The following is a 23,522-nucleotide window of genomic DNA, read 5'->3' on the forward strand; positions in this document are numbered from 1 at the left end:
GTTTCTGATGAAAGGGGGCATGGCGGCGCTTGCGCGTTTAAAAAGCTCTGGTAGAATCCGCGGCCTAATTACGTGCGGTATTCGACAATAGTGTCGAGTGGCGGCACGCTAGCCTGAGGAAGACACCATGAAAGCCGATATCCATCCAGCGTACGAAACCATCCAAGTTACTTGCAGCTGCGGCAACAAGTTCGAAACCCGTTCGAACCTGTGCAAGCCACTGGGCACTGACGTATGCAACGAGTGCCACCCGTTCTACACCGGTAAGCAGAAGACTCTGGATACTGGCGGCCGTGTACAGCGCTTCGCCGACCGTTTCGGTGCTTTCGGCAAGAAAGCTCCAGCTGCTGCAGAGTAAGGTTCGAAAGCCTGATGGGCTTTTACCTGCTTATGAAGAAGGCGTCCCTTGCGGGCGCCTTTTTTGTGCCTGCGATCTGGCTGTCGACCGCCCAGGCCGAGGTGTTTTGCCCTGCGCCTGCGGCGGTCAGCACCTTCGAGGTACAGCGCGTGGTGGATGGCGACACCGTCCGTCTCAAGGACGGGCGCAGTGTGCGCATGATCGGCGTCAATGCGCCTGAGACCGGCAAGAAAGGCCGCCCGGACGAGCCGTTCGCCGTGGCTGCGCGCCAACGCCTGCAAGGCTTGGTGGATGCCAGCGACGGTCGGGTCGGGGTCGTGCCAGGTCGCGAGGGCAAGGACCGTTATGGGCGAACCCTGGCCCATCTGTATGGGGCCAACGGCGCGAATCTGGAGGCCCAACTGCTCGCCGAGGGGCTCGGGTTCCTGGTGGCGGTGGCCCCCAATGTCGACCTGGTCGCCTGCCAGCAAGCTGCCGAGCGCAGTGCGCGCGCAGCCAGGTTGGGCCTGTGGCGTCAGTCGCCTGTGCAAGAAGCCGGGCAAATCCAGCAGTCGGGCTTCGCCGTAGTCAGCGGTCGCGTGAGCAAGGTCGAACGCAATCGCGGCGGGATCTGGATCGAACTGCAGGACTCCCTGGTATTACGGGTTGCACCCAATCTGGTCGGGCAATTCGACAATGCCCTGCTCAAGCGCCTGCAAGGCCAGGATATCGAGGCCCGTGGCTGGGTGTTGGATCGCTCCCGGCGTGGCGGCCTGAAAAGTGGCCAGGCGCGCTGGCTGCTCCCCTTGACCGATCCCGGCATGCTGCAATTGGCACAATAAGAAAAATTGTAGACATTTTTTCTGTCGATTGTGAACAGTTGTAGGCCTTGTATCCCGTGGCTCTTGGCCGAAAGTCGTAGGGCAGGGCCCTTGACACCGGTGACTACCCAGTCTTGTAGGGACTTTGCGAGGCGAGTATCCTCGGCGGTCCGTCGTCCAACAGTAAAAAGCGGAATGCCGATATGTCTGATTTGAAAACTGCCGCTCTCGAATATCATGCCCATCCTCGTCCAGGAAAGCTGAGTGTCGAGCTCACCAAAGCCACTGCTACCGCACGCGACCTGTCGCTGGCGTACAGCCCCGGTGTAGCCGAGCCCGTGCGTGAAATCGCCCGCGATCCTGAACTGGCCTACAAATACACCGGCAAGGGCAATCTGGTTGCAGTGATTTCTGATGGCACCGCGATTCTCGGCCTGGGTAACCTCGGCCCATTGGCTTCCAAGCCAGTGATGGAAGGCAAGGGCGTACTGTTCAAGCGCTTTGCCGGCATCGACGTATTCGACATCGAAGTCGACTCCGAAAGCCCGCAAGCCTTCATCGACACCGTCAAGCGCATCTCCATCACCTTTGGTGGCATCAACCTGGAAGACATCAAGGCACCTGAGTGCTTCGAGATCGAAAAGGCCCTGATCGAACAGTGCGACATCCCGGTATTCCACGATGACCAGCACGGCACCGCGATCGTTACTGCGGCCGGCATGATCAACGCCCTGGAAATCGCTGGCAAAACCCTGTCCGACGCGAAAATCGTCTGCCTTGGCGCTGGTGCAGCGGCTATCTCCTGCATGAAGCTGATCGTGAGCATGGGCGCGCGCCTTGAAAACATCTACATGGTCGACAGCAAGGGCGTGATCCAGTCCGAGCGTACCGACCTGAACCAGTACAAGGCGATGTTTGCCCACCCGTCCTCCAAGCGCACCCTGGCTGACGCACTGGATGGTGCTGACGTGTTCGTTGGCCTGTCCGGCCCGAACCTGCTGAGCGCTGAAGGCCTGAAGTCCATGGCGGCCAACCCGATCGTGTTCGCCTGCTCGAACCCTGATCCGGAAATCGCCCCGGAACTGGCACACGCCACCCGTAATGACGTGATCATGGCCACTGGCCGTTCGGACTACCCGAACCAGGTCAACAACGTACTGGGCTTCCCATTCATCTTCCGTGGCGCCCTGGACGTTCGCGCCAAGCGCATCAACGAAGAGATGAAAGTGGCTGCCGCCAACGCCCTGCGTGAACTGGCCAAGCTGCCAGTGCCCCAGGACGTATGCGACGCCTACGGTGGCGCCAAGCTGGAATTCGGCCGTGAGTACATCATTCCAAAACCAATGGATAAGCGCCTGATCACCGTGATCTCCGATGCCGTGGCCAAGGCCGCCATCGAGACAGGTGTGGCAACCCTGCCGTATCCGAAGAACTACCCGCTGCAAAGCGTGGATGATGTGTTCAACGGCTAAGCCGTTGTAGCGCACCAACAAAAAGCCCCGGCTCTTGCGAGTCGGGGCTTTTTTTGTGGCTGCAAAACGGGGGGAGTGTGCACCGTCCAATGTGGGAGCGGGCTTGCCCGCGAAAGCAGTGGGTCAGTCAACATCAATGTTTGCTGGGCCGACGTCTTCGCGGGCAAGCCCGCTCCCACACAAGCCCGCACACAGTTGAATCTGTGTTGATCAGAACAAGTCGATCGGCGCAGATTCATCCGCCGGCAACGGGCTGCCCGGTGCCACGCCATTGCCCAGTTCATTCATCGACGGCGGCGTGTCTTCGCTCTTGAACAGTTCAAAGTACGCATTCGGCGTGCCCGGTGCGGCGGCGCGGCCGCTGATCGGGTCGATGCGCAGGCTGAGGATGCCTTCCGGCTCGGCCTGGGTGTGGGCCGGCTTGTCCTTGAGGGCGCCGCCCATGTAGCTCATCCAGATCGGCAGGGCGACGGTGCCGCCGTATTCGCGGCGACCGAGGCTTTCTGGCTGGTCGTAGCCGGTCCAGACGGTGGTGATGTAGTCGGCGTTATAACCGGAGAACCAGGCGTCCTTGGATTCGTTGGTGGTACCGGTCTTGCCCGCAAGGTCCGTACGGCCCAGGGCCAGGGCGCGGCGGCCGGTGCCGCGCTTGATCACGTCCTGCAGCATGCTGGTGAGAATATAGGTGGTGCGGCCATCGACAATCCGCTCCGCCACCGCTGGTGCGGCTGGAGCCGGCGTGGCATCAGTGGGTGCAGCACCGGGTGTCGGTTCGATGGTGATACCGCCGTTGGCCGGTGCAGCCAGGCCATCGCTGGCGACGACGCCGTTGGGCACGCTCGGTGGGTTGGCGAGAAACAGTGTGTCGCCGTTGCGGCTTTCGATCTTGTCGATCAGGTACGGCGTGACTTTGTAGCCGCCGTTGGCAAATACACTCCAGCCGGTGGCGATCTCCATTGGCGTGAGGGTCGCGGTGCCCAGGGCCAGGGACAGGTTTGGCGGCAGGTCCTGCTTGTTGAAGCCGAAGCGGGTCATGTAGTCGATGGTCTTGCCCACGCCCATCGCCTGCAGCAAGCGGATCGACACCAGGTTGCGCGACTTGTACAGCGCCTCGCGCACGCGGATCGGACCGAGGAAGGTATTGGTATCGTTCTTCGGACGCCAGACCTTGTCCAGGTACTCGTCGACAAACACGATAGGCGCGTCGTTGACCAGGCTGGCGGCGGTATAGCCGTTATCCAGCGCGGCACTGTAGACAAACGGTTTGAAGCTGGAGCCCGGCTGGCGCTTGGCCTGGGTGGCGCGGTTGTAGTTGCTCTGCTCGAAGGCGAAGCCACCGACCAGGGCGCGGATCGCACCGTTCTGCGGGTCCAGGGAGACCAGGGCGCCCTGGGCGACCGGGACCTGGCTGAATTTCAGACTGTCGTCCTTCTGGCGCTGCACGCGGATCAGGTCGCCGACCTGGGCCACATCAGATGGCTGCTTGGGCATCGGCCCCATGCTGTTGGTGTTCAGGAAAGGGCGGGCCCACTTCATGCTGTCCCATGCCACATGTTCTTCGCCGCTGCGGGTCAGGACCTGCACGCCATCTTTTTTAACCTGGGTGACGATGGCCGGATCCAGGCCGCTGATGGAGCGCTGCTTGCCCAGTTCAACCGTCCAGGCGCTCAGGGTCTTGCCTGGCAGGCGCGATTCCGGCCCACGGTAGCCGTGGCGCTGGTCATAGGCGATCAGGCCCTCATGCACCGCGTGGTTGGCGATTTCCTGCAAGTTGCTCGGAATGGTCGTGGTGACACGGAAACCTTCGGTGTAGGCATCGCTGCCATAGCGGCCGACCATTTCGGCGCGGGCCATTTCGGCGATATACGGCGCGCTGACCTCGGGCGTCGGCACGTGGTAGCTGGCGTTCAACGGCTCGGCCACCGCGCTTTCATAGGCGCTCTGGTCGATCTTGCCCAGCTTGTACATGCGCCCCAGGATCCAGTCGCGGCGCTCCTTGCTGCGGGCCGGGTTGGCCAGCGGGTTAAAGCGTGACGGGGCCTTGGGCAGGCCGGCAATCATTGCCATTTGTGCCAGGCTGGCATCACGAATCGACTTGCCGTAGTACACCTGGGACGCTGCCTCGATCCCATAGGCCCGATTGCCCAGGTAGATCTTGTTGACGTACAGCTCAAGGATTTCGTCCTTGGTCAGTTGGCGTTCGATCTGCAGCGCCAGGAGGATTTCCGTGGCTTTGCGCGAGAAGCTGCGCTCGCTGGTGAGGAAGAAGTTCTTCGCCACCTGCATGGTGATGGTGCTGCCGCCCGATTGAATGTGTCCGCTTTTTACCAGCTGCGTGGCTGCACGCACCAGGCTGCTGGGGTCCACGCCATAGTGGTTGGCAAAATTATCGTCTTCGGCCGATAACAGGGCATTGATGAAATTGGGTGGAATGTCGGCGAAACGGATCGGGGTGCGGCGCATTTCGCCGAACTCCGCGATCAGTTTTTCATCGCTGCTGTAGACCCGCAAAGGAATCTGCAACTGGATACTTCTCAGGGCCTCTACCGAGGGCAATCCCGGACTAAGGTAGAGATAGGCGCCGCTGAACACGAGCAGCAGCCCGCAAACGATAGCGACGAAGGAGTACCCGAAAAACTTCAGCAGACGAATCAAGGCTTTTGGATTTCCAGAGAAAAGAATGGGTTAGGTGTCGGGATAGGCATGACTAAGGATGTATCGACCCGACCTGCAGATAAAAAGCGGGAAAAAACGCTGGGCATTAAAGCATTTTTCGCCTCGGGGCGTCATGGGCGCCGCTCAACCGAGCCGACCGAATGCATCAAGCCCGGAACTGACCAGCCCTGAGACAGGCAAAGCTTTAGGGAGTTTTATGAGAAAGGGATTTTTCAGGCAAAAAGCCGATACCGTGCTGGGGGTGGACATCCAGGACAGCGGCGTGAAGGTTCTGGAGCTGGCCCGCGCCGGCGATGGATATGCAGTGCACGCGTATGCGAGCCAGGCTTTACCGGGGCATGCGGTAGTCGACAGTAATATCGTTGATCTGGAGGTTGTCGCGCAGACCCTTTCCAAGGCATTGTTCCGGGCGCAGACCCAGGTCGCCCATGCGGCGGTTGCCGTGGCGGGCCCTTCGGTGATCAGCCGGGTGGTTGCGCTGGAGGCGGGGCTTGAAGCAGGCGAGATGGAGCAGCGCCTGCGCTGCGAAGCTGACCAGTACATTCCTTATCCGTTGGATGAGGTTGCAATTGATTTTCAGGTCCAGGGCCCATCGAGTCGTGAACCCGGTTATGTTGATGTGCTGCTTGTGGCATGCCTCAAGGAGCAGGTAGAAGCGCGCGAAGCGGTGTTGGCCATGGCCGGCCTGGTTGCTCGAGTGGTGGATGTAGAGGCGTTTGCCCTGGCGCGGATGACCGATCAGGTGGTCGCCCGGATAGCGCCGGGGAGTGGGATCAATAGTGCACAATGGGCTGCCGATGCCCAGGGATTGCGGGTCGCCTGCGGTTTGGCCCTCAGGAGTTTCGATTGATGACAAGAATCAACCTTTTACCCTGGCGTGAAGAACGCGCTGAGCGCCGTCGCAAATTTTTCCTGATTTTCCTGTTGGCAATTACCACTATTGCCTTGGTCGCCGTCTGGCTGGCCGACCGGGTCATCGACCGCGCGATTGATCGGCAGGTGGCTCGTAACAACCACTTGAGCAAGCAAGTCACGGTATTGGATTCGCGTATCAAGACCATCGACGAACTGCGTGAGCAGCGTCAGCAACTGATGGAGCGGATGAAGGTGGTCGAAGACCTCCAGGGCCATCGCACATCGGGCCAGGAGTTGCTCGACCAGTTGGCCCGCGCCATGCCAGATGGGGTTCAACTGAGCGAGGTCAGCGTCAGTGGCACATCGGTGGAGGTCACTGGTACGGCGGTGTCCAGCGATGATGTCACCCGGCTGATGCGTAGCCTGGAAGCCTCCAATACCCTGCGTGCGCCTAATCTGCGCCATGTACGGGCCGAGGAGGGCGGTGCGAGTAGCGCCTTCCAGTTGATGGTGGACCATGGGGAGCATCAGGAGACGCTGCGGTGAGCCTTGGGTCCAGCCTGTCAGGGCTGGCACTCCCGCAACTCTCCACGCTGTACCGCAACACCGCCCACTGGCCTTTGGCTGGCCGGATTGTGGTGGGCGCGGTGCTTGCCTTGCTGGTGCTGATGGTCGGGAATGCTGTCTACCTGAGCAGCGCGCGCGAGGTCTTGCAGCGTCACGAGGTGGGAGAGATAAGCCTGCGCCAGCAGTTTGCTGCCAAAGCCCGGCAAGCCGCGCAGCATGACAGCGTGGTGCGCGAGCTTGAAACCCTGCGCACCGCCTTCACTGAACAGTTGCGCCAAATGCCGACGCTGAGGCAAATGCCCGGTCTGCTGGACGACTTCACTCGGCTGGGGCAGCTCAGCGGGGTACTGGTGGAGCAGCTCAGTGTGCTGGATGAACACGTGCAGCCGGTGTTCGTCGAGCGGCCGATGCAGCTCAAGCTGCTAGGCACCTATCACGACCTCCTGGCCTTCGTCAGTGGCGTGGCCGGGTTGCCGCAGATCGTTACCCTGCATGACTTTGTCATTCGCCCTGCGGATTCCGAGGGTGGGGCCTTGTTGAGCCTGACGATGCTCGCCAAGACCTACAGGTACAGCGAGCAGGGAGCATTGCCATGAGCCGTTTCAAGGTTGTGGGCCTGGGCCTGGTATTGCTTGCTGGATGCGACAGTGACCCGCAGTTGCAGGCACTGAATGACGAGTTGCAAACGATTCGCCAGCAAGCGCAGCCTCTTGCGGATGAGGTGCCCGTGGCGAGACCGGGATCACGGTTTGTCTCCAGCTCGCCACCCCTGCGTGACCCCTTCCAGCCGCCGGACCAGCCCGCCAGTCGTCCTACCGGCAAGCCTGGACCTGCGCCGGACCTCGACCGCCCCCGGCAGTTTCTCGAAGGGTTTGCCGTGGATCAGTTCCAGATGGTCGGCACCCTGTCGCTGGGCGCGCAGACGTTTGCCCTGCTACGCGGCGCAGCGGGTGTTCATCGCCTGGCGGTGGGGGATTACCTGGGGACTGATCATGGGCGCGTCGTGGCGATCCATGAGGGGCAGTTGGAGCTGGTCGAGCTTTTCCCCGATGGTGAGGGCGCCTGGCTTGAGCGTCCGCGCACTTTGGTATTGAACGTGAACTCATAACGGAAGCAAAAAATGAAAAGGATTATTTCGTCCTTCGGTGTGGCGCTATGGATAGCGTTCACAGCACCGATGACTGAGGCTGTGCCCAAGCGAATCGACCTGATTCAATTGCCTCCTCCCGGTAGTTCGCCCTTGAACACAGCGCGTGGCCCATTTACCGGCAACAGGCTGTCCCTCAACTTTCAGAACATTGAGGTGCGCGCCGTCTTGCAGCAGATTGCCGATGTGGCCGGGCTCAACCTGGTGGCCGGTGATGATGTGCAAGGCTCGATAACCCTGCGCCTCAAGGACGTGCCGTGGGACCAGGCCCTGGACCTGGTGTTGCAGGCCAAGGGCCTGGACCGGCGGGTGACCGCCAACGTGCTGCTGGTGGCCCCGGCCGAGGAACTGGCCGCACGGGAGTTGCTGGCCCTGGAGTCGCACAAGTTGATGACCGAGCTGACGCCACTGCGTCGGGAGCTGCTGCAAGTCAATTACGCCAAGGCGTCTGAGCTGGCCAAGCTGTTCCAGTCGGTGACCGGGCTGGAGGGGGCGACCGATGAGCGCGGTTCGGTGACGGTGGATGACCGCACCAACAACATCATCGCCCACCAGACGGGCGAGCGCCTGGAGGAGCTGCGGCGCATCGTCAGTCAGTTGGATGTGCCGGTACGCCAGGTGATGATCGAGGCGCGGATAGTCGAGGCCAATGTCGACTATGACAAAAGCGTGGGGGTGCGCTGGGGCGGGTTGCTGCGCAGTAAAGGTAATTGGAGTGGGGGCGGGGTCGATAAAAAACCGTCCGGTGAGGGCGAGTCGCCCGATAGCTCACCGTTCGTTGACCTGGGCGTGGTCAGCCCGAGCTCCGGCCTGGGCATCGCCTTTATCACCGATAACGTGCTGCTGGACCTGGAACTCACGGCCATGGAAAAAGGCGGCAATGGCGAAGTGATCTCCCAGCCCAAGGTGGTCACCTCCAACAAGGAAACTGCGCGGATTCTCAAGGGCACCGAGATTCCTTACCAGGAAGCCACGTCCGAGGGGGCGACCTCGGTCTCGTTCAAGGAAGCCTCGCTGTCCCTGGAGGTGACGCCGCAAATCACCCCCGATGACCAGGTGATCATGGAGGTTCGGGTGACCAAGGATGAGCCCGACTACCTGAACAAACTCAACGATGTGCCGCCGATCAAGAAGAACGAGGTCAACGCCAAGGTTCTGGTCAGGGACGGCGAGACCATCGTCCTCGGTGGGGTTTTCTCCAAAAACCAAAGCAAGGTGGTAGATAAAGTGCCATTTTTGGGCGATGTGCCGTATCTTGGCCGCCTTTTCCGGCGTGATGTGGTTGCCCAAAGAAAATCCGAGCTGCTGGTATTCCTGACTCCGCGTATTATGAATAACCAGGCGATTGCTGTGAGTCGTTGATTCTGTGCGAAATTTGATTCTTGTAGGGCCGATGGGGGCTGGAAAAAGCACCATCGGCCGTTTGCTGGCCAAAGAGCTGCGCCTGCCATTCAAAGACTCCGATAAGGAAATTGAATTGCGCACGGGCGCCAATATCCCGTGGATCTTCGATAAGGAAGGCGAGCTGGGCTTTCGTGATCGCGAGCAGGCAATGATTGCCGAGCTGTGCGGCTGCGATGGCGTGGTATTGGCCACCGGCGGCGGCGCCGTGATGCGCGAGGAAAATCGGCGGGCGCTGCATGCTGGCGGTCGGGTGATCTATTTGCATGCGTCGGTCGAGCAGCAGGTCGGGCGCACCGCACGTGACCGCAACCGGCCATTACTGCGCACCGCCAACCCCGAGAAAACCCTGCGGGACTTGCTGGCGCTGCGCGATCCGCTTTATCGGGAAATCGCCGATCTGGTGGTGGAAACCGATGAACGGCCACCGCGCATGGTCGTAATCGACATTCTCGAGCGCCTGCAGCAACTGCCGCCCCGTTAAAGCCAGGGCCGAAATGCGCTATCCTCGGCAGCGCGTTACAGCCGTCCGAGGTGTGGCGTAGAGCCATCAGGCAGCGTCCGATCTCGACGGTGCCGACAACGTTAATACAGGGCAGGATGCCTGCTTCCATCTTCAGCGCGGGGACACATGCAGACACTTAAGGTCGATCTTGGCGAGCGTAGCTACCCGATCCATATTGGCGAGGGTTTGTTGGACCAGCCCGAGTTGCTCGCGCCGCACATTGCCGGGCGACAAGTGGCGATCATCTCCAACGAGACCGTGGCGCCGCTCTACCTTGAGCGCCTGAGTCGCAGCCTTGCGGCGTATTCGGTGATCTCGGTGATTCTTCCCGACGGCGAAGCCTTCAAGAACTGGGAAACCCTGCAGCTGATTTTTGACGGCCTGCTCACCGCGCGCCACGACCGGCGGACCACGGTAGTGGCCCTTGGTGGCGGCGTGATCGGCGACATGGCCGGTTTTGCGGCGGCCTGTTACCAGCGTGGTGTGGACTTTATCCAGGTGCCGACCACCCTGCTGTCCCAGGTCGATTCGTCGGTGGGCGGCAAGACCGGGATCAACCATCCCCTGGGCAAAAACATGGTTGGCGCGTTCTACCAGCCCAATGCTGTGTTGATCGACACCGCTACCCTCAACACCTTGCCGCCCCGCGAGCTGTCGGCGGGCCTGGCGGAAGTCATCAAGTACGGGTTGATCTGCGACGAGCCGTTCCTGACCTGGCTTGAAGAGCACGTCGATGCCTTGCGCAACCTGGATCAGGTGGCGCTGACCGAAGCTATCTCCCGCTCCTGCGCGGCCAAGGCGCTGGTGGTCAATGCCGACGAACGTGAGTCTGGTGTGCGTGCCACCTTGAACCTGGGCCACACCTTCGGCCATGCGATTGAAACTCACATGGGCTATGGTGTCTGGTTGCATGGAGAGGCCGTAGCGGCTGGCACAGTGATGGCGTTGGAGATGTCGCAACGCCTGGGCTGGATCAGTGTCCAAGAGCGTGATCGCGGTATCCGCCTGTTCCAGCGCGCCGGGTTGCCGGTCATCCCCCCTGAGGAGATGACCGAGGCTGATTTCCTTGAACATATGGCGATAGACAAAAAAGTGATCGATGGTCGTTTGCGTCTGGTGCTGTTGCGCCGAATGGGCGAAGCGGTAGTGACCGACGATTATCCGAAAGAGATTCTACAGGCCACGCTGGGAGCGGATTACCGCGCCCTGGCCCAGCTGAAAGGTTAACCAGATCCCGATGACTAGTTTGCATGCCGACGAGGCTTTCCTCGGCCATTACCAGTTGAGCCACGACCCTTTTGCGCCACGGGTTCCCGGTTTCAAGTTTTTCCCTGCGCAGCGCAAGCCGGTGCTGGGGCAGTTGCATCACCTGGCGCGCTACAGCCAGTTGCTGCTGGTGGTCACTGGCCCTCTGGGCAGCGGCAAGACTTTGCTGCGTCAGGCCCTGGTGGCCAGCACTAACAAGCAATCGGTGCAGAGCGTGGTGGTTTCCGCCCGTGGTGCCGGCGATGCGGCAGGCGTGTTGCGCCAGGTTGCCCAGGCGCTGGACGTGGCCAATGCCGAGCCCGCCGCAATTCTCAAGCAAGTGGTGCAGTTGGGCCTGACCGGCCAGGAAGTCTACCTGCTGGTGGACGATGCCGAGCAGCTCGACGAGTCCGCCCTGGAAGCGTTGCTGGCCCTGGCGGCGGGTACGCCGGAAGGTCGTCCCCATGTCTTCCTGTTCGGTGAGGCGTCGCTGATTGCCGATCTGGAGCAGCTCAGTGGCGAGCAAGAGCTGTTTCACGTCATCGAATTGCAGCCCTACGAAGAAGAAGAAACCCGCGAGTACCTGGCCCAGCGCCTTGAAGGTGCCGGCCAGGGCATCGAACTTTTCTCTGCCCAGCAGATCTCTGATATTCACGAAAGCTCCGACGGCTGGCCTGGCACCATCAACCAGGTTGCCCGCGATGCAATGATCGAAGCCATGATTGCCAGCCGCTCTGCGGTTAAGCGTCCAAAGATGGGGTTCACCATGCCGAAGAAACACGTACTGGCGATTTCTGCCGTTGTCGTGGTTGCCGTAGCCGCCGCCTGGTTGATTCCTGGCCGCAGCAAGGCACCGACCGCACCAGGCGCGCCTACCGAGCAGGCACAACTGCCACTGGGCAAGCCCACCACCAATGGCGCACCTGCCGTTGAGTTTGCCGGTTCCGGCCAGCCTACCAACCTGCCGATGGTTGGCCAGCCGGTCATGCGTGGCCCGTTGGCAGAAGAGGCCGGCGCCATCTCCGAAGGCGACGACGGTGTGCCGGTAGAAGGCTCCAGCGCCACGCCGCCGACCGTTACCACCGTAGCTCCGCCACCTGGTGAAACAGCCAGCCCGGCACCTGTGCCGGCGGCCAAGCCAACGCCTGCGCCGACCCAGGTTGCCACCGCCAAGCCAGCCCCGGCGCCAGTGGTCAAGCCGACGCCAGCCCCGGTGGCCAAGCCCGCGCCAGCCGCCAAGCCTGCTGAAAAACCGGTGACCGTGGCCAAGGCTGCTGCCGGCAGCGGCTGGTACGGCAGCCAACCGGCCAAGAACTATGTGGTGCAGATCCTCGGCACCAGCTCCGAAGGCAACGCCCAGGCGTTCGTCAAAGAGCACGGCGGCGAGTACCGTTACTTCAAGAAAGTGCTCAACGGCAAGCCTCTCTACGTGATCACCTACGGCAGTTTCCCGAGCCGTGCGGCTGCCGATTCCGCTATCAAAGCCTTGCCAGCGAAGGTCCAGGCTGGTAAACCTTGGCCTCGCACTGTTGCCAGCGTTCAACAAGAACTCGCAACAACTCGCTGAAGAACCGGCGACCTTACCCAGGTCGCCCTCCCAGCACCTCAAAAAAACTACAACAGCGTGCAGCCCTGAAGGCCGCGCGCTTTGTGGTGTCTGCGCCACAGTGGCTTTTGAGTAGTAGCAGTCAGAATTAAAAAAGTTTTGACTAGCACAGCATATCGCTTTAAACCTTTCATAAATGCGACATAGATTTGCGACAGTTCGTCGCCAAATTTGTGGGCGTCTGTGTCGGTGTGTACAATGACCTCCCTTTTGCCCCCGCTAAGCCGGCGTACGTTCGGCGTGGAAGGTAACCGGTTGAATTGAAAAGAAATTTGCCTCGAAATAAGAGGCAGCCTGGTGAGAAAGTGTCTATGAAAGCAGGTCTGTACCAACCCGACGAATTCAAGGATAACTGTGGTTTCGGCCTGATAGCCCATATGCAGGGCGAACCCAGTCATACCCTTCTGCAAACGGCTATCGAGGCCCTGACCTGCATGACCCACCGCGGTGGGATCAACGCCGACGGCAAAACCGGTGACGGTTGTGGCTTGCTGATTCAAAAGCCCGACCTGTTCCTGCGCGCTGTCGCCAAGGAAACCTTCGGCGCCGATTTGCCCAAGCAATACGCGGTGGGCATGGTGTTCTTCAACCAGGACCCGGTCAAAGCCGAGGCCGCTCGCGAGAACATGAACCGCGAGATCCTCGCCGCCGGCCTGCAACTCGTTGGCTGGCGCAAAGTGCCGATCGACACCAGCGTGCTCGGCCGCCTGGCCCATGAGCGCCTGCCGCAGATCGAACAAGTGTTTATCGCAGGCGACGGCCTGAGCGACCAGGACATGGCGATCAAGCTGTTCACCTCGCGTCGCCGTTCGTCCGTGGCCAACGCCCTGGACACCGATCACTACATCTGCAGCTTTTCCCACAAGACCATCATTTATAAAGGCCTGATGATGCCGGCGGACTTGACCGCCTTCTATCCGGACCTGAGTGATGAGCGCCTGCAAACCGCGATCTGCGTGTTCCACCAGCGCTTCTCCACCAATACCCTGCCGAAATGGCCGCTGGCCCAGCCATTCCGCTTCCTCGCCCACAACGGCGAGATCAACACGATCACCGGCAACCGCAACTGGGCCGTGGCCCGTCGCACCAAGTTCGCCAACGACCTGATGGACCTCGAAGAGCTCGGCCCACTGGTCAACCGTGTGGGTTCCGACTCCTCGAGCATGGACAACATGCTCGAACTGATGGTCACCGGCGGCATCGACTTGTTCCGTGGCGTGCGCATGATCATTCCGCCTGCGTGGCAGAACGTCGAGACCATGGACCCCGATCTGCGGGCGTTCTATGAGTACAACTCGATGCACATGGAACCGTGGGACGGCCCGGCCGGCGTGGTCATGACCGATGGTCGCTACGCGGTGTGTCTGCTCGACCGTAACGGCCTGCGCCCGGCGCGTTGGGTGACCACCACCAACGGCTTCATCACCCTGGCTTCGGAAGTTGGCGTGTGGAACTACCAGCCTGAAGACGTGATTGCCAAAGGCCGCGTCGGCCCTGGTCAGATCCTTGCCGTGGACACCGAAACCGGGCAGATCCTCGACACCGATGCCATCGACAACCGCTTGAAGTCGCGTCACCCGTACAAGCAATGGCTGCGCAAGAACGCCCTGCGCATCCAGGCGACCATGGAAGACAACGACCACGGTTCGGCGTTCTATGACGTCGACCAGCTCAAGCAGTACATGAAGATGTACCAGGTCACGTTCGAGGAGCGCGACCAGGTGCTGCGCCCACTCGGCGAGCAAGGCTACGAGGCGGTCGGCTCCATGGGCGACGATACGCCGATGGCCGTGCTGTCCCAGCGCGTGCGCACGCCGTATGACTATTTCCGCCAGCAGTTCGCCCAGGTCACCAACCCGCCGATCGACCCGCTGCGTGAAGCCATCGTCATGTCCCTGGAAGTGTGCCTCGGTGCCGAGCGCAATATCTTCCAGGAATCGCCAGAGCACGCTTCGCGCGTGATCCTCAGCTCGCCGGTGATTTCCCCGGCCAAGTGGCGTTCGCTGATGACCCTGGAGCGTCCAGGCTTCGACCGGCAGATCATCGACCTGAACTACGACGAGAGCCTCGGCCTGGAAGCCGCTGTGCGCAACGTCGCCGATCAGGCTGAAGAAGCCGTGCGCGCCGGTCGTACCCAGATCGTGCTGACCGACCGCCATATCGCCCCAGGCAAGCTGCCGATCCACGCTTCCCTGGCTACCGGCGCGGTGCACCATCGCCTGACCGAAAAAGGCCTGCGTTGCGACTCCAACATCCTCGTCGAAACCGCCACCGCCCGCGACCCGCACCACTTTGCGGTGCTGATCGGCTTTGGCGCCTCGGCCGTTTACCCGTTCCTCGCGTACGAAGTGCTGGGCGACCTGATCCGTACCGGTGAAGTGTTGGGTGACCTCTACGAGGTATTCAAGAACTACCGTAAAGGCATCACCAAGGGCTTGCTGAAGATCCTGTCGAAGATGGGCATCTCCACCGTCACCTCTTACCGTGGCGCGCAGTTGTTCGAGGCCATCGGCCTGTCGGAAGAAGTCTGCGAACTGAGTTTCCGTGGCGTGCCAAGCCGCATCAAGGGCGCGCGTTTCGTCGATATCGAAGCCGAACAGAAAGCCCTGGCCTTGGAGGCCTGGAGCGCGCGCAAGCCGATCCAGCAAGGTGGCCTGCTCAAGTTCGTGCACGGTGGCGAATACCACGCCTACAACCCGGACGTGGTCAGCACCCTGCAAGCCGCTGTGCAGCAGGGCGACTACGCCAAGTTCAAGGAATACACCGCGCTGGTGGATAACCGCCCGGTGTCGATGATCCGCGACCTGTTCCAGGTGAAAACCCTGGACACGCCGTTGGCTATCAGCGAAATCGAACCACTGGAGTCGATCCTCAAGCGTTTCGACTCTGCCGGTATCTCCCTGGGCGCCTTGTCTCCCGAGGCCCACGAAGCCCTGGCCGAAGCCATGAACCGCCTGGGTGCGCGTTCCAACTCCGGCGAAGGTGGCGAAGACCCGGCGCGCTACGGCACCATCAAGAGTTCGAAAATCAAGCAGGTCGCCACTGGCCGTTTCGGCGTAACCCCGGAATACCTGGTCAACGCCGAAGTGCTGCAGATCAAAGTCGCCCAGGGCGCCAAGCCCGGTGAGGGCGGCCAGCTGCCAGGCGGCAAGGTCAACGGTCTGATCGCCAAGCTGCGTTATGCAGTGCCGGGCGTGACCCTGATTTCGCCGCCGCCGCACCACGACATCTACTCGATTGAAGACTTGTCGCAGCTGATTTTCGACCTCAAGCAAGTCAACCCGCAGGCCCTGGTCTCGGTGAAACTGGTCGCGGAAGCCGGCGTCGGCACCATCGCCGCTGGCGTGGCCAAGGCCTATGCCGACCTGATCACCATCTCCGGCTATGACGGCGGCACCGGCGCTTCGCCGCTGACCTCGATCAAGTACGCCGGCGCACCGTGGGAGCTGGGCCTGGCCGAGACTCACCAGACCCTGCGCGGCAACGACCTGCGCGGCAAGGTCCGGGTGCAGACCGACGGCGGCCTGAAAACCGGCCTCGACGTGATCAAGGCCGCGATCCTCGGCGCTGAAAGCTTCGGCTTCGGTACCGCACCGATGATCGCCCTGGGCTGCAAATACCTGCGCATCTGCCACCTGAACAACTGCGCGACCGGCGTGGCCACGCAGAACGAGAAGCTGCGCAAGGATCACTACATCGGCACCGTCGACATGGTGGTGAACTTCTTCACCTACGTCGCCGAAGAAACCCGTGAATGGCTGGCCAAGCTCGGCGTGCGCTCCCTGGAAGAGCTGATCGGGCGTACCGATCTGCTGGACATCCTCGAAGGCCAGACCGCCAAGCAACAGCACCTGGACCTGACGCCGCTGTTGGGCAGCGATCACATCCCGGCAGACAAGCCACAATTCTGCCAGGTGGATCGCAACCCGCCGTTCGACAAAGGCCTGTTGGCCGAGAAAATGGTCGACATGGCCGGCTCCTCGATCAATGACGCCAGCGGTGGCGAGTTCGCCCTGGATATCTGCAACTGCGACCGTTCCATCGGCGCGCGGATCTCCGGCGAAATCGCCCGCAAACACGGCAACCAGGGCATGGCCAAGGCGCCGATCACTTTCCGCTTCAAGGGCACTGCGGGCCAGAGCTTTGGCGTGTGGAACGCCGGCGGCCTGCACATGTACCTCCAAGGCGACGCCAACGACTACGTGGGCAAGGGCATGACCGGCGGCAAGCTGGTGATCGTTCCGCCAGCGGGTAGCATCTACAAGACCCAGGACAGTGCCATCATCGGCAACACCTGCTTGTACGGCGCTACCGGTGGCAAGCTGTTCGCTGCCGGTACGGCCGGCGAGCGTTTCGCCGTGCGTAACTCCGGTGCCCACACCGTGGTCGAAGGCACTGGCGATCACTGCTGCGAGTACATGACCGGTGGTTTCGTCTGCGTCTTGGGCAAGACCGGTTACAACTTCGGTTCGGGCATGACTGGCGGTTTCGCCTACGTGCTGGACCAGGACAACACCTTCGTCGACAAGGTCAACCACGAGTTGGTCGAGATCCAGCGGATCAGCGGCGAGGCCATGGAGTCCTACCGGAACCACTTGCAGCACGTGCTGGACGAGTACGTCGAGGAAACCGGCAGCGAATGGGGTCGTAACCTCGCCGAGAACCTCGATGATTACCTGCGTCGTTTCTGGCTGGTCAAGCCCAAGGCTGCCAACCTGAAATCGTTGCTTTCCAGCATCCGTGCCAACCCGCAGTGATATGCGCCTGAAGAGTTTGATGAGGTTTTAACATGGCTGAACGTCTGAATAACGACTTCCAGTTCATCGATGTCGGGCGCAAAGATCCGAAGAAGAAACTGTTGCGTCAACGCAAGAAAGAGTTCGTGGAGATCTACGAACCCTTCAAACCCCAGCACTCGGCCGATCAGGCCCACCGCTGCCTGGGGTGCGGTAACCCGTATTGCGAATGGAAGTGCCCGGTGCACAACTTCATTCCCAACTGGCTCAAGCTGGTGGCCGAGGGCAATATCCTCGCCGCCGCCGAGCTGTCGCACCAGACCAACACCCTGCCGGAAGTCTGCGGCCGGGTGTGTCCCCAGGATCGTCTGTGCGAGGGTGCCTGCACCCTCAACGACGGCTTTGGTGCGGTGACCATCGGCTCGGTGGAGAAGTACATCACCGACACCGCGTTCGCCATGGGCTGGCGCCCGGACATGTCCAAGGTCAAGCCGACCGGCAAGCGCGTGGCGATTATCGGCGCGGGCCCGGCGGGCCTGGGTTGTGCTGACGTGCTGGTGCGTGGCGGTGTGACCCCGGTGGTGTTCGACAAGAACCCGGAAATCGGTGGCCTGCTGACCTTCGGCATCCCCGAGTTCAAGCTGGAAAAGACCGTGCTGAGCAATCGCCGCGAAGTCTTCACCGGCATGGGTATCGAGTTCCGTCTCAACACCGAAATCGGCAAAGACATCACCATGGAGCAACTGCTCGAAGAATACGATGCGGTATTCATGGGCATGGGCACCTACACCTACATGAAGGGCGGCTTTGCCGGTGAGGACCTGCCGGGCGTGTATGACGCGCTCGACTTCCTGATCGCTAACGTCAACCGCAACCTGGGCTTTGAAAAGTCGCCGGAAGATTTCGTCGACATGAAAGGCAAGAAGGTCGTGGTACTGGGCGGTGGTGACACCGCGATGGACTGCAACCGCACGTCGATCCGCCAGGGCGCCAAGTCGGTGACCTGTGCCTATCGCCGTGACGAGGCCAACATGCCGGGCTCGCGCAAAGAGGTGAAGAACGCCAAGGAAGAAGGCGTGAAATTCCTCTACAACCGCCAGCCGATCGCGATTGTCGGTGAAGACCGCGTCGAAGGCGTGAAGGTGGTCGAGACCCGTCTCGGCGAACCGGACGCCCGGGGCCGCCGCAGCCCCGAGCCGATCCCGGGTTCCGAAGAGATCATCCCGGCTGACGCCGTGGTCATCGCTTTCGGCTTCCGCCCAAGCCCGGCGCCGTGGTTCGAGCAGTTCCAGATCCAGACCGACAGCCAGGGCCGCGTCGTGGCCCCGGAACAAGGCCAGTACAAGCACCAGACCAGCAACCCGAAAATCTTCGCCGGTGGCGATATGGTGCGCGGCTCTGACCTGGTGGTGACGGCGATCTTCGAAGGCCGCAACGCCGCCGAAGGTATCCTGGACTACTTGCAGGTCTAATACTGATCCCCCTGGAATGGGATCAAAAATGTGGGAGCGGGCTTGCTCGCGAATGCGATCTAACAGTGACCAGATATGTCCACTGACAACCCGCATTCGCGAGCAAGCCCGCTCCCACATTTGTTTTGCGGTGCTTTCATGTCCGCGACAAATTGACCCGATAGACAAAAGGCTGACCTGTAACCGTGCCTTTTGCGTCCGGCTCTGAGAAAATGCCCGCACTTTTTTTGCGGATGCCGACATGACTGCCCTCAAGAACGACCGTTTCCTTCGTGCCCTGCTCAAGCAACCCGTAGACGTCACCCCCGTGTGGATGATGCGTCAAGCCGGTCGCTACCTGCCGGAGTACCGCGCCAGCCGCGCCAACGCGGGCGATTTCATGAGCTTGTGCATGAACCCGGAGTTCGCCTGCGAAGTCACGATGCAGCCGCTGGACCGCTATCCACAACTGGATGCGGCCATTCTTTTCTCCGATATCCTGACCATCCCCGATGCCATGGGCCAAGGCCTGTACTTTGAAACCGGCGAAGGTCCACGCTTCAAGAAAGTGATCAGCACCCTGGCCGACATCGAAGCCCTGCCGATCCCGGACCCACACAAAGACCTCGGTTACGTGATGGACGCCGTCAGCACCATCCGCCGTGAACTCAATGGCCGCGTACCGCTGATCGGCTTCTCCGGCAGCCCGTGGACCCTGGCCACCTATATGGTCGAAGGCGGTTCGTCGAAAGACTTCCGCAAGACCAAGGCCATGCTCTACGACAACCCACAAGCCATGCACTTGCTGCTGGACAAGCTGGCGCAGTCGGTCGTGTCCTACCTCAACGGCCAGATCATGGCCGGCGCGCAAGCGGTGCAGATCTTCGACACCTGGGGCGGCAACCTGTCGGCGGCGGCGTACCAGGAGTTCTCCCTGGCCTACATGCGCAAAATCGTCAGTGGCCTGATCCGCGAACACGAAGGCCGCAAAGTGCCGGTGATCCTGTTCACCAAGGGTGGCGGTCTGTGGCTGGAAAGCATCGCTGATGCGGGCGCCGATGCGCTGGGCCTGGACTGGACCTGCGACCTGGGCGAAGCCCGTCGCCGCGTCGGCAACCAGGTGGCCCTGCAAGGCAACATGGACCCGACCGTGCTCTACGCCAAGCCGGAAGCGATCCGCGCCGAAGTGGGCCGCATCCTCGCCAGCTACGGCAAGGGCAGCGGCCACGTGTTCAACCTCGGCCATGGCATCACCCCGGAAGTGAACCCAGAGCATGCAGGCGCGTTCCTGCGTGCGGTGCATGAGTTGTCGGCGCAGTATCACGAGTAAGCATCAGCTAATAAAAAACCGGCTCAGGCCGGTTTTTTATTGGCTGACGATTGTTGTAGGAGCCGGCTTGCCGGCGATGACATGCCTGAGCTTTGTGGTGATTCTTCGGGCCACATCGCTGGCAAGCCAGCTCCTACAGTTTGAGCGGTGGCAACTTGGCCAGCTTCAACGCCACCAGCAACGCCACGATCAGCAGCGCGACGATAAACCCGCCAATCCCGTTCCATCCGGCGTAATGCCAGAAAAACCCACCTGCCGTCCCGGCAATGCTCGACCCTGCGTAATAGCTGAACAGGTACAGCGACGACGCCTGCCCCTTGGCTTGCAGGGCGCGGCGGCCGATCCAACTGCTGGCTACCGAGTGGGCGCCGAAGAAGCCGAAAGTGAAGATCAGCATGCCGATGATGATCAGTGGCAGCGGGCTGAACAGGGTCAGGGTGATGCCGGCCAGCATCAGCACAATCGTGGCCCAGAGTACGCGACGGCGGCCGAGGCGGTCGGCCAGCGAGCCAATCTTCGCCGAGCTGTAGATGCCTGACAGGTACACCACCGACAGCAGGCCCACCACCGCCTGGCTCAGGTCATAGGGATCGGCCAGCAAGCGGTAGCCGATGTAGTTGAACAGCGTGACAAACGCCCCCATCAACACAAAGGCCTCAAGAAACAGCCAGGGCAGGCCGGCATCCTTGAAGTGCATGACGAAACCGTTGATCAGGTTGCGCGGCTTGAGGCTGCTGGCGCGGAAGTTGCGCGAGGGCGGCAGAATCTTCCAGAACACCGTCGCCGCAATCAGCGCCAGTGCGCCGATGATCAGCATTGCCGTGTGCCAGCTGACAAAGTCGATCAATACGCCAGTGATCAGGCGCCCGCTCATGCCCCCAATCGCGTTGCCGCCGATGTACAGGCCCATGGCCAGGCCGATGTGCTGCGGGTGGATCTCTTCGCTGAGGTAGGTCATGGCCACGGCCGCCAGGCCACTGAGGGACAGACCGAGCAGCGCGCGCATCCACAGGATGCCTTCCCAGGTCGGCATCAGGCCGCTGGCGATGGTGCACACGGCTGCGCAGAACAGCGAGGTGACCATCACCGGTTTGCGCCCCAGGCGGTCGGAAATCGGCCCGGTGATCAGCAGGCCAAAGGCAAGCATCGCGGTGGAGACGGAGAGGATCAGGCTGCTCTGCGCGGCGTTGATGGAAAACTCGTGGGACAGCACCGGCATCATCGGCTGTACGCAATACAGCAGGGCAAAGGTGGCAAAGCCCCCGGAAAACAGCGCCAGCACTGTACGCATAAACAACGGCGTACCTTTTTCGATGTACACGTCGTTGAGTTGCGCCACCACCTCATCCAGGGCAGTGGGCGGACGTTCTTGGGCAAGCGGAGCGACGGCAGCTTTCACGCGGGACCTCGGGAAGCAAAGGCAGCCAGGACTGGCCATGCAAAAAGAATATAGCTGGCTAATGATTCTTTCCAATATATTGTTCGACCTGTTTGATAGCTTTTACGACCTAATGAGGTTTTCATGGAATTGCGCCACTTGCGCTACTTCATCGCCGTGGCTGAAGAGCTGCATTTCGGCCGGGCCGCCCAGGTCCTGGGCATCTCTCAGCCGCCCTTGAGCCAGCAGATCCAGGCGCTGGAGCAGGAGGTCGGCGCCCGGTTGTTCGAACGCACCAATCGTCGGGTCGAGCTGAGCGAGGCTGGGCGCTTGTTCCTCACGGAAGCCCGCCTGGTACTGGCCCAGGTCGACAAGGCTGCGGATGTGGCACGCCGGGCGCAGTTGGGGGAGCTGGGGGAACTGAAGATTGGCTTCACCTCTTCGGCGCCGTTCAACTCCAGCATCCCACAGGCGATTTTTGCTTTTCGCCAGGCCTTCCCGGCAGTGCATTTGAATTTGCAGGAGATGAGCAGCACCGAGGTGGCTGATGCGCTGGGGGACGAAACGATCCAGGTCGGCTTGATGCGCCCGTTGCCATTGCCCGATGCATTGAGTGTCGTAGAGCTGATGCGTGAGCCCCTGGTGGCGGTACTCAGTGCCGGGCATCCGTTGGCGCAAGGCAGCGAGCGCGGTTTGCACCTGACGCAGTTGGCTGAAGAACCCTTCGTATTCTTCCCACGGGCCTACGGGAGTGGTTTGTACGCACAGTTGATCAACCTGGCCCGCGATGCCGGTTTCAGCCCGCACTTCGCCCAGGAGGCGGGCGAGGCCATGACCATCATCGGCCTGGTGGCGGCGGGGTTGGGAGTCTCGGTGTTGCCGGCGTCATACCAGCGCATCCGCATCGACGGTGTGGTCTACCGCACCTTGCTCGACCCGGAGGCGGTAACGGCAGTGTGGCTGGTTCAGCGCAAGGACCAGCAGTCACCCATGGCCAAGGCGTTTGTCGAGCTGCTGACGCGTAAGGCGTTGGTGTAGCGGCGTTCACATATCAGGTACCGGAACCGTTTGTTTTTCACTGAGTGACATGGATGACACTTCTCTATCAGCCCAAAGAAGGCAGTGTGTTGATTCGTGATTTTCGAGGCTATGAGGTGCCGGAAATCATCAAGATCAGACCCGTCATTGTGATACGCAGGCACAGGACCAATAAGCTGTTGGTAACGGTTGTGCCCCTAAGTACCACGGCGCCGCAGACGGTACTCGCACACCACTTGCAGCTTGAAAGCTAACCCAGTGTGCTGGGCGAAATGCGACAGCGTTGCCACCGTCAGCCTTGGACGACTTGATCGAATCAAGCGTAAGGATCGGCATGGCAAACGAACTTACAAAATCGCTGAACTTTCCAGTGAGCAGTTTTTAGCTGTTAAGGCCAAGCCAGCCTGCTTGTGAAGAGGGCGCCGAAAGGCGCCCTTTGTCGTTTCTGGTGCAAGGTAGATGCCGGTTTTTCAGGCGCCGATCAGTTCTGCTTCGACGTCCCCGTCTCCTTGAACAACTGCGCCGCGGTACCCGCTTGCGCGGCGCCGTTAGAGCGCAACGCGGCCATGATGTCGCGGTCGAGCATGCTCACCCAGCGGTTGTAGTTGCGATGGATCTTGCCGTTCTTGTAGCCCAGTTCCTGGCTGTCGCGATACGTGATGGCGTAGCTGGTGCCGGTGTAGCGAATGTCGATTTCGGCGTAGTAGCGGTTGCGCACATTGATCTGGGCCTGGATCAGGCGTGGGTCGGCGCGTTGCACGGTCCAGTTGCGCTTGTCCAGGGCGGTGAGGATGCTCTGTTTCATTTTCTCTTCACTGACCTGCTCGTTGGCGGCAAGCGCGTGCTGGGTGTTGAGCACCGGCTTGCTGGTGCAGCCGGCAGCGGTCAGCAGCGTCAGGGCGATAAGGGTGGCGCGTAGCAACGAAGACATTGCGTTCTCTCCAATCAAATAAAAGG

18 protein-coding genes and 1 pseudogene are annotated in these 23,522 nt (G+C 61.1%); 16 read left to right on the forward strand and 3 right to left on the reverse strand.

Translation table 11 applies throughout. The features are described from left to right. Nucleotides 1-127: 127 nt before the first annotated feature. The 3 genes from rpmE (at nt 128) to K1X80_RS02985 (ending at nt 2,630) form a co-directional block, all read left to right on the forward strand. The gene (gene rpmE, locus K1X80_RS02975; RefSeq protein WP_029296053.1) at nt 128-358 is read left to right on the forward strand and encodes a 50S ribosomal protein L31; all 231 of its coding nucleotides are present in this window, start codon (nt 128-130) and stop codon (nt 356-358) included. 14 nt (nt 359-372) lie between these two features. Continuing rightward, complete coding sequence (locus tag K1X80_RS02980) at nt 373-1,179, forward strand: thermonuclease family protein (protein WP_057958075.1); 807 nt, start codon at nt 373-375, stop codon at nt 1,177-1,179. A gap of 182 nt (nt 1,180-1,361) precedes the next feature. Continuing rightward, a complete protein-coding gene (locus K1X80_RS02985) occupies nt 1,362-2,630 on the forward strand; it encodes a malic enzyme-like NAD(P)-binding protein (protein ID WP_057958076.1) in 1,269 nt (422 codons plus the stop codon). A 210-nt stretch (nt 2,631-2,840) separates the two neighbouring features. Here K1X80_RS02985 and K1X80_RS02990 read toward each other — a convergent pair whose 3' ends face one another. After that, nucleotides 2,841-5,282 carry a penicillin-binding protein 1A gene (locus K1X80_RS02990; RefSeq protein ID WP_370693729.1) on the reverse strand — a complete coding sequence of 814 codons (2,442 nt, stop codon included), beginning with the start codon at nt 5,280-5,282 and terminating at the stop codon, nt 2,841-2,843. 220 nt (nt 5,283-5,502) lie between these two features. Here K1X80_RS02990 and pilM point away from each other — a divergent pair, with 220 nt between their 5' ends. The 11 genes and pseudogenes from pilM to hemE all read left to right on the forward strand — a co-directional run bounded on the left by pilM (nt 5,503) and on the right by hemE (nt 20,149). After that, nucleotides 5,503-6,156, forward strand: coding sequence for a type IV pilus biogenesis protein PilM (gene pilM, locus K1X80_RS02995; protein WP_057958078.1), 654 nt, complete (start codon nt 5,503-5,505; stop codon nt 6,154-6,156). Continuing rightward, complete coding sequence (locus tag K1X80_RS03000) at nt 6,156-6,707, forward strand: PilN domain-containing protein (RefSeq protein ID WP_057958079.1); 552 nt, start codon at nt 6,156-6,158, stop codon at nt 6,705-6,707. The genes pilM and K1X80_RS03000 overlap by 1 nt, the downstream gene beginning before the upstream one ends. Then, nucleotides 6,704-7,324, forward strand: coding sequence for a type 4a pilus biogenesis protein PilO (locus tag K1X80_RS03005; protein WP_057958080.1), 621 nt, complete (start codon nt 6,704-6,706; stop codon nt 7,322-7,324). Before K1X80_RS03000 ends, K1X80_RS03005 begins: the two co-directional genes overlap by 4 nt. Nucleotides 7,325-7,452: 128 nt before the next feature. Further along, nucleotides 7,453-7,836: pseudogene (locus K1X80_RS03010) on the forward strand (pilus assembly protein PilP); the annotation flags it as partial. Between the two features lie 69 nt (nt 7,837-7,905). Next, a complete protein-coding gene (locus tag K1X80_RS03015; RefSeq protein ID WP_220172948.1) occupies nt 7,906-9,237 on the forward strand; it encodes a type IV pilus secretin PilQ in 1,332 nt (443 codons plus the stop codon). 4 nt (nt 9,238-9,241) lie between these two features. Further along, a complete protein-coding gene (gene aroK, locus K1X80_RS03020) occupies nt 9,242-9,760 on the forward strand; it encodes a shikimate kinase AroK (protein ID WP_057437234.1) in 519 nt (172 codons plus the stop codon). A gap of 147 nt (nt 9,761-9,907) precedes the next feature. Then, nucleotides 9,908-11,008 carry a 3-dehydroquinate synthase gene (gene aroB, locus K1X80_RS03025; RefSeq protein WP_057958082.1) on the forward strand — a complete coding sequence of 367 codons (1,101 nt, stop codon included), beginning with the start codon at nt 9,908-9,910 and terminating at the stop codon, nt 11,006-11,008. A gap of 10 nt (nt 11,009-11,018) precedes the next feature. Next, complete coding sequence (locus tag K1X80_RS03030; protein WP_120731330.1) at nt 11,019-12,593, forward strand: SPOR domain-containing protein; 1,575 nt, start codon at nt 11,019-11,021, stop codon at nt 12,591-12,593. A 350-nt stretch (nt 12,594-12,943) separates the two neighbouring features. Further along, nucleotides 12,944-17,389: a glutamate synthase large subunit gene (gltB, locus tag K1X80_RS03035; RefSeq protein ID WP_120731332.1), complete on the forward strand. Its 4,446-nt coding sequence runs from the start codon at nt 12,944-12,946 to the stop codon at nt 17,387-17,389. A 32-nt stretch (nt 17,390-17,421) separates the two neighbouring features. Beyond that, a complete protein-coding gene (locus K1X80_RS03040; RefSeq protein WP_034105894.1) occupies nt 17,422-18,840 on the forward strand; it encodes an FAD-dependent oxidoreductase in 1,419 nt (472 codons plus the stop codon). Nucleotides 18,841-19,081: 241 nt separating this feature from the next. Continuing rightward, nucleotides 19,082-20,149: a uroporphyrinogen decarboxylase gene (hemE, locus tag K1X80_RS03045; RefSeq protein WP_057437235.1), complete on the forward strand. Its 1,068-nt coding sequence runs from the start codon at nt 19,082-19,084 to the stop codon at nt 20,147-20,149. Between the two features lie 133 nt (nt 20,150-20,282). Here the strand turns inward: hemE and K1X80_RS03050 are convergent, their stop codons facing one another. Further along, nucleotides 20,283-21,500 (reverse strand): MFS transporter, encoded by a 1,218-nt coding sequence (locus tag K1X80_RS03050; protein ID WP_233093224.1) that lies wholly within the window; start codon nt 21,498-21,500, stop codon nt 20,283-20,285. 171 nt (nt 21,501-21,671) lie between these two features. Here K1X80_RS03050 and K1X80_RS03055 point away from each other — a divergent pair, with 171 nt between their 5' ends. Next, complete coding sequence (locus K1X80_RS03055; protein ID WP_057437242.1) at nt 21,672-22,565, forward strand: LysR family transcriptional regulator; 894 nt, start codon at nt 21,672-21,674, stop codon at nt 22,563-22,565. 53 nt (nt 22,566-22,618) lie between these two features. Further along, a complete protein-coding gene (locus tag K1X80_RS28035; RefSeq protein WP_225923832.1) occupies nt 22,619-22,819 on the forward strand; it encodes a type II toxin-antitoxin system PemK/MazF family toxin in 201 nt (66 codons plus the stop codon). A gap of 227 nt (nt 22,820-23,046) precedes the next feature. On the opposite strand, the gene K1X80_RS03065 is transcribed toward K1X80_RS28035, so the two are convergent. Further along, the gene (locus tag K1X80_RS03065; RefSeq protein WP_057958088.1) at nt 23,047-23,496 is read right to left on the reverse strand and encodes a hypothetical protein; all 450 of its coding nucleotides are present in this window, start codon (nt 23,494-23,496) and stop codon (nt 23,047-23,049) included. Nucleotides 23,497-23,522: the final 26 nt, after the last annotated feature.

Origin of the sequence: Pseudomonas sp. So3.2b, from assembly GCF_019464415.1 — a bacterium.
Classification (GTDB): Bacteria; Pseudomonadota; Gammaproteobacteria; order Pseudomonadales; family Pseudomonadaceae; genus Aquipseudomonas; species Aquipseudomonas shahriarae.

What these genes read in the sequence shown, in the direction of transcription:
- aroB (WP_057958082.1), top strand. Translation starts at nt 9,908, where the DNA reads ATGCAGACACTTAAGGTCGATCTTGGCGAGCGTAGCTACCCGATCCAT.
- K1X80_RS03055 (WP_057437242.1), top strand. Translation starts at nt 21,672, where the DNA reads ATGGAATTGCGCCACTTGCGCTACTTCATCGCCGTGGCTGAAGAGCTG.
- K1X80_RS03000 (WP_057958079.1), top strand. Translation starts at nt 6,156, where the DNA reads ATGACAAGAATCAACCTTTTACCCTGGCGTGAAGAACGCGCTGAGCGC.
- K1X80_RS28035 (WP_225923832.1), top strand. Translation starts at nt 22,619, where the DNA reads ATGACACTTCTCTATCAGCCCAAAGAAGGCAGTGTGTTGATTCGTGAT.
- K1X80_RS03040 (WP_034105894.1), top strand. Translation starts at nt 17,422, where the DNA reads ATGGCTGAACGTCTGAATAACGACTTCCAGTTCATCGATGTCGGGCGC.
- K1X80_RS03015 (WP_220172948.1), top strand. Translation starts at nt 7,906, where the DNA reads ATGACTGAGGCTGTGCCCAAGCGAATCGACCTGATTCAATTGCCTCCT.
- pilM (WP_057958078.1), top strand. Translation starts at nt 5,503, where the DNA reads ATGAGAAAGGGATTTTTCAGGCAAAAAGCCGATACCGTGCTGGGGGTG.
- K1X80_RS03065 (WP_057958088.1), bottom strand. Translation starts at nt 23,496, where the DNA reads ATGTCTTCGTTGCTACGCGCCACCCTTATCGCCCTGACGCTGCTGACC.
- K1X80_RS02980 (WP_057958075.1), top strand. Translation starts at nt 373, where the DNA reads ATGGGCTTTTACCTGCTTATGAAGAAGGCGTCCCTTGCGGGCGCCTTT.
- hemE (WP_057437235.1), top strand. Translation starts at nt 19,082, where the DNA reads ATGACTGCCCTCAAGAACGACCGTTTCCTTCGTGCCCTGCTCAAGCAA.
- K1X80_RS02985 (WP_057958076.1), top strand. Translation starts at nt 1,362, where the DNA reads ATGTCTGATTTGAAAACTGCCGCTCTCGAATATCATGCCCATCCTCGT.
- K1X80_RS03030 (WP_120731330.1), top strand. Translation starts at nt 11,019, where the DNA reads ATGACTAGTTTGCATGCCGACGAGGCTTTCCTCGGCCATTACCAGTTG.
- gltB (WP_120731332.1), top strand. Translation starts at nt 12,944, where the DNA reads ATGAAAGCAGGTCTGTACCAACCCGACGAATTCAAGGATAACTGTGGT.
- rpmE (WP_029296053.1), top strand. Translation starts at nt 128, where the DNA reads ATGAAAGCCGATATCCATCCAGCGTACGAAACCATCCAAGTTACTTGC.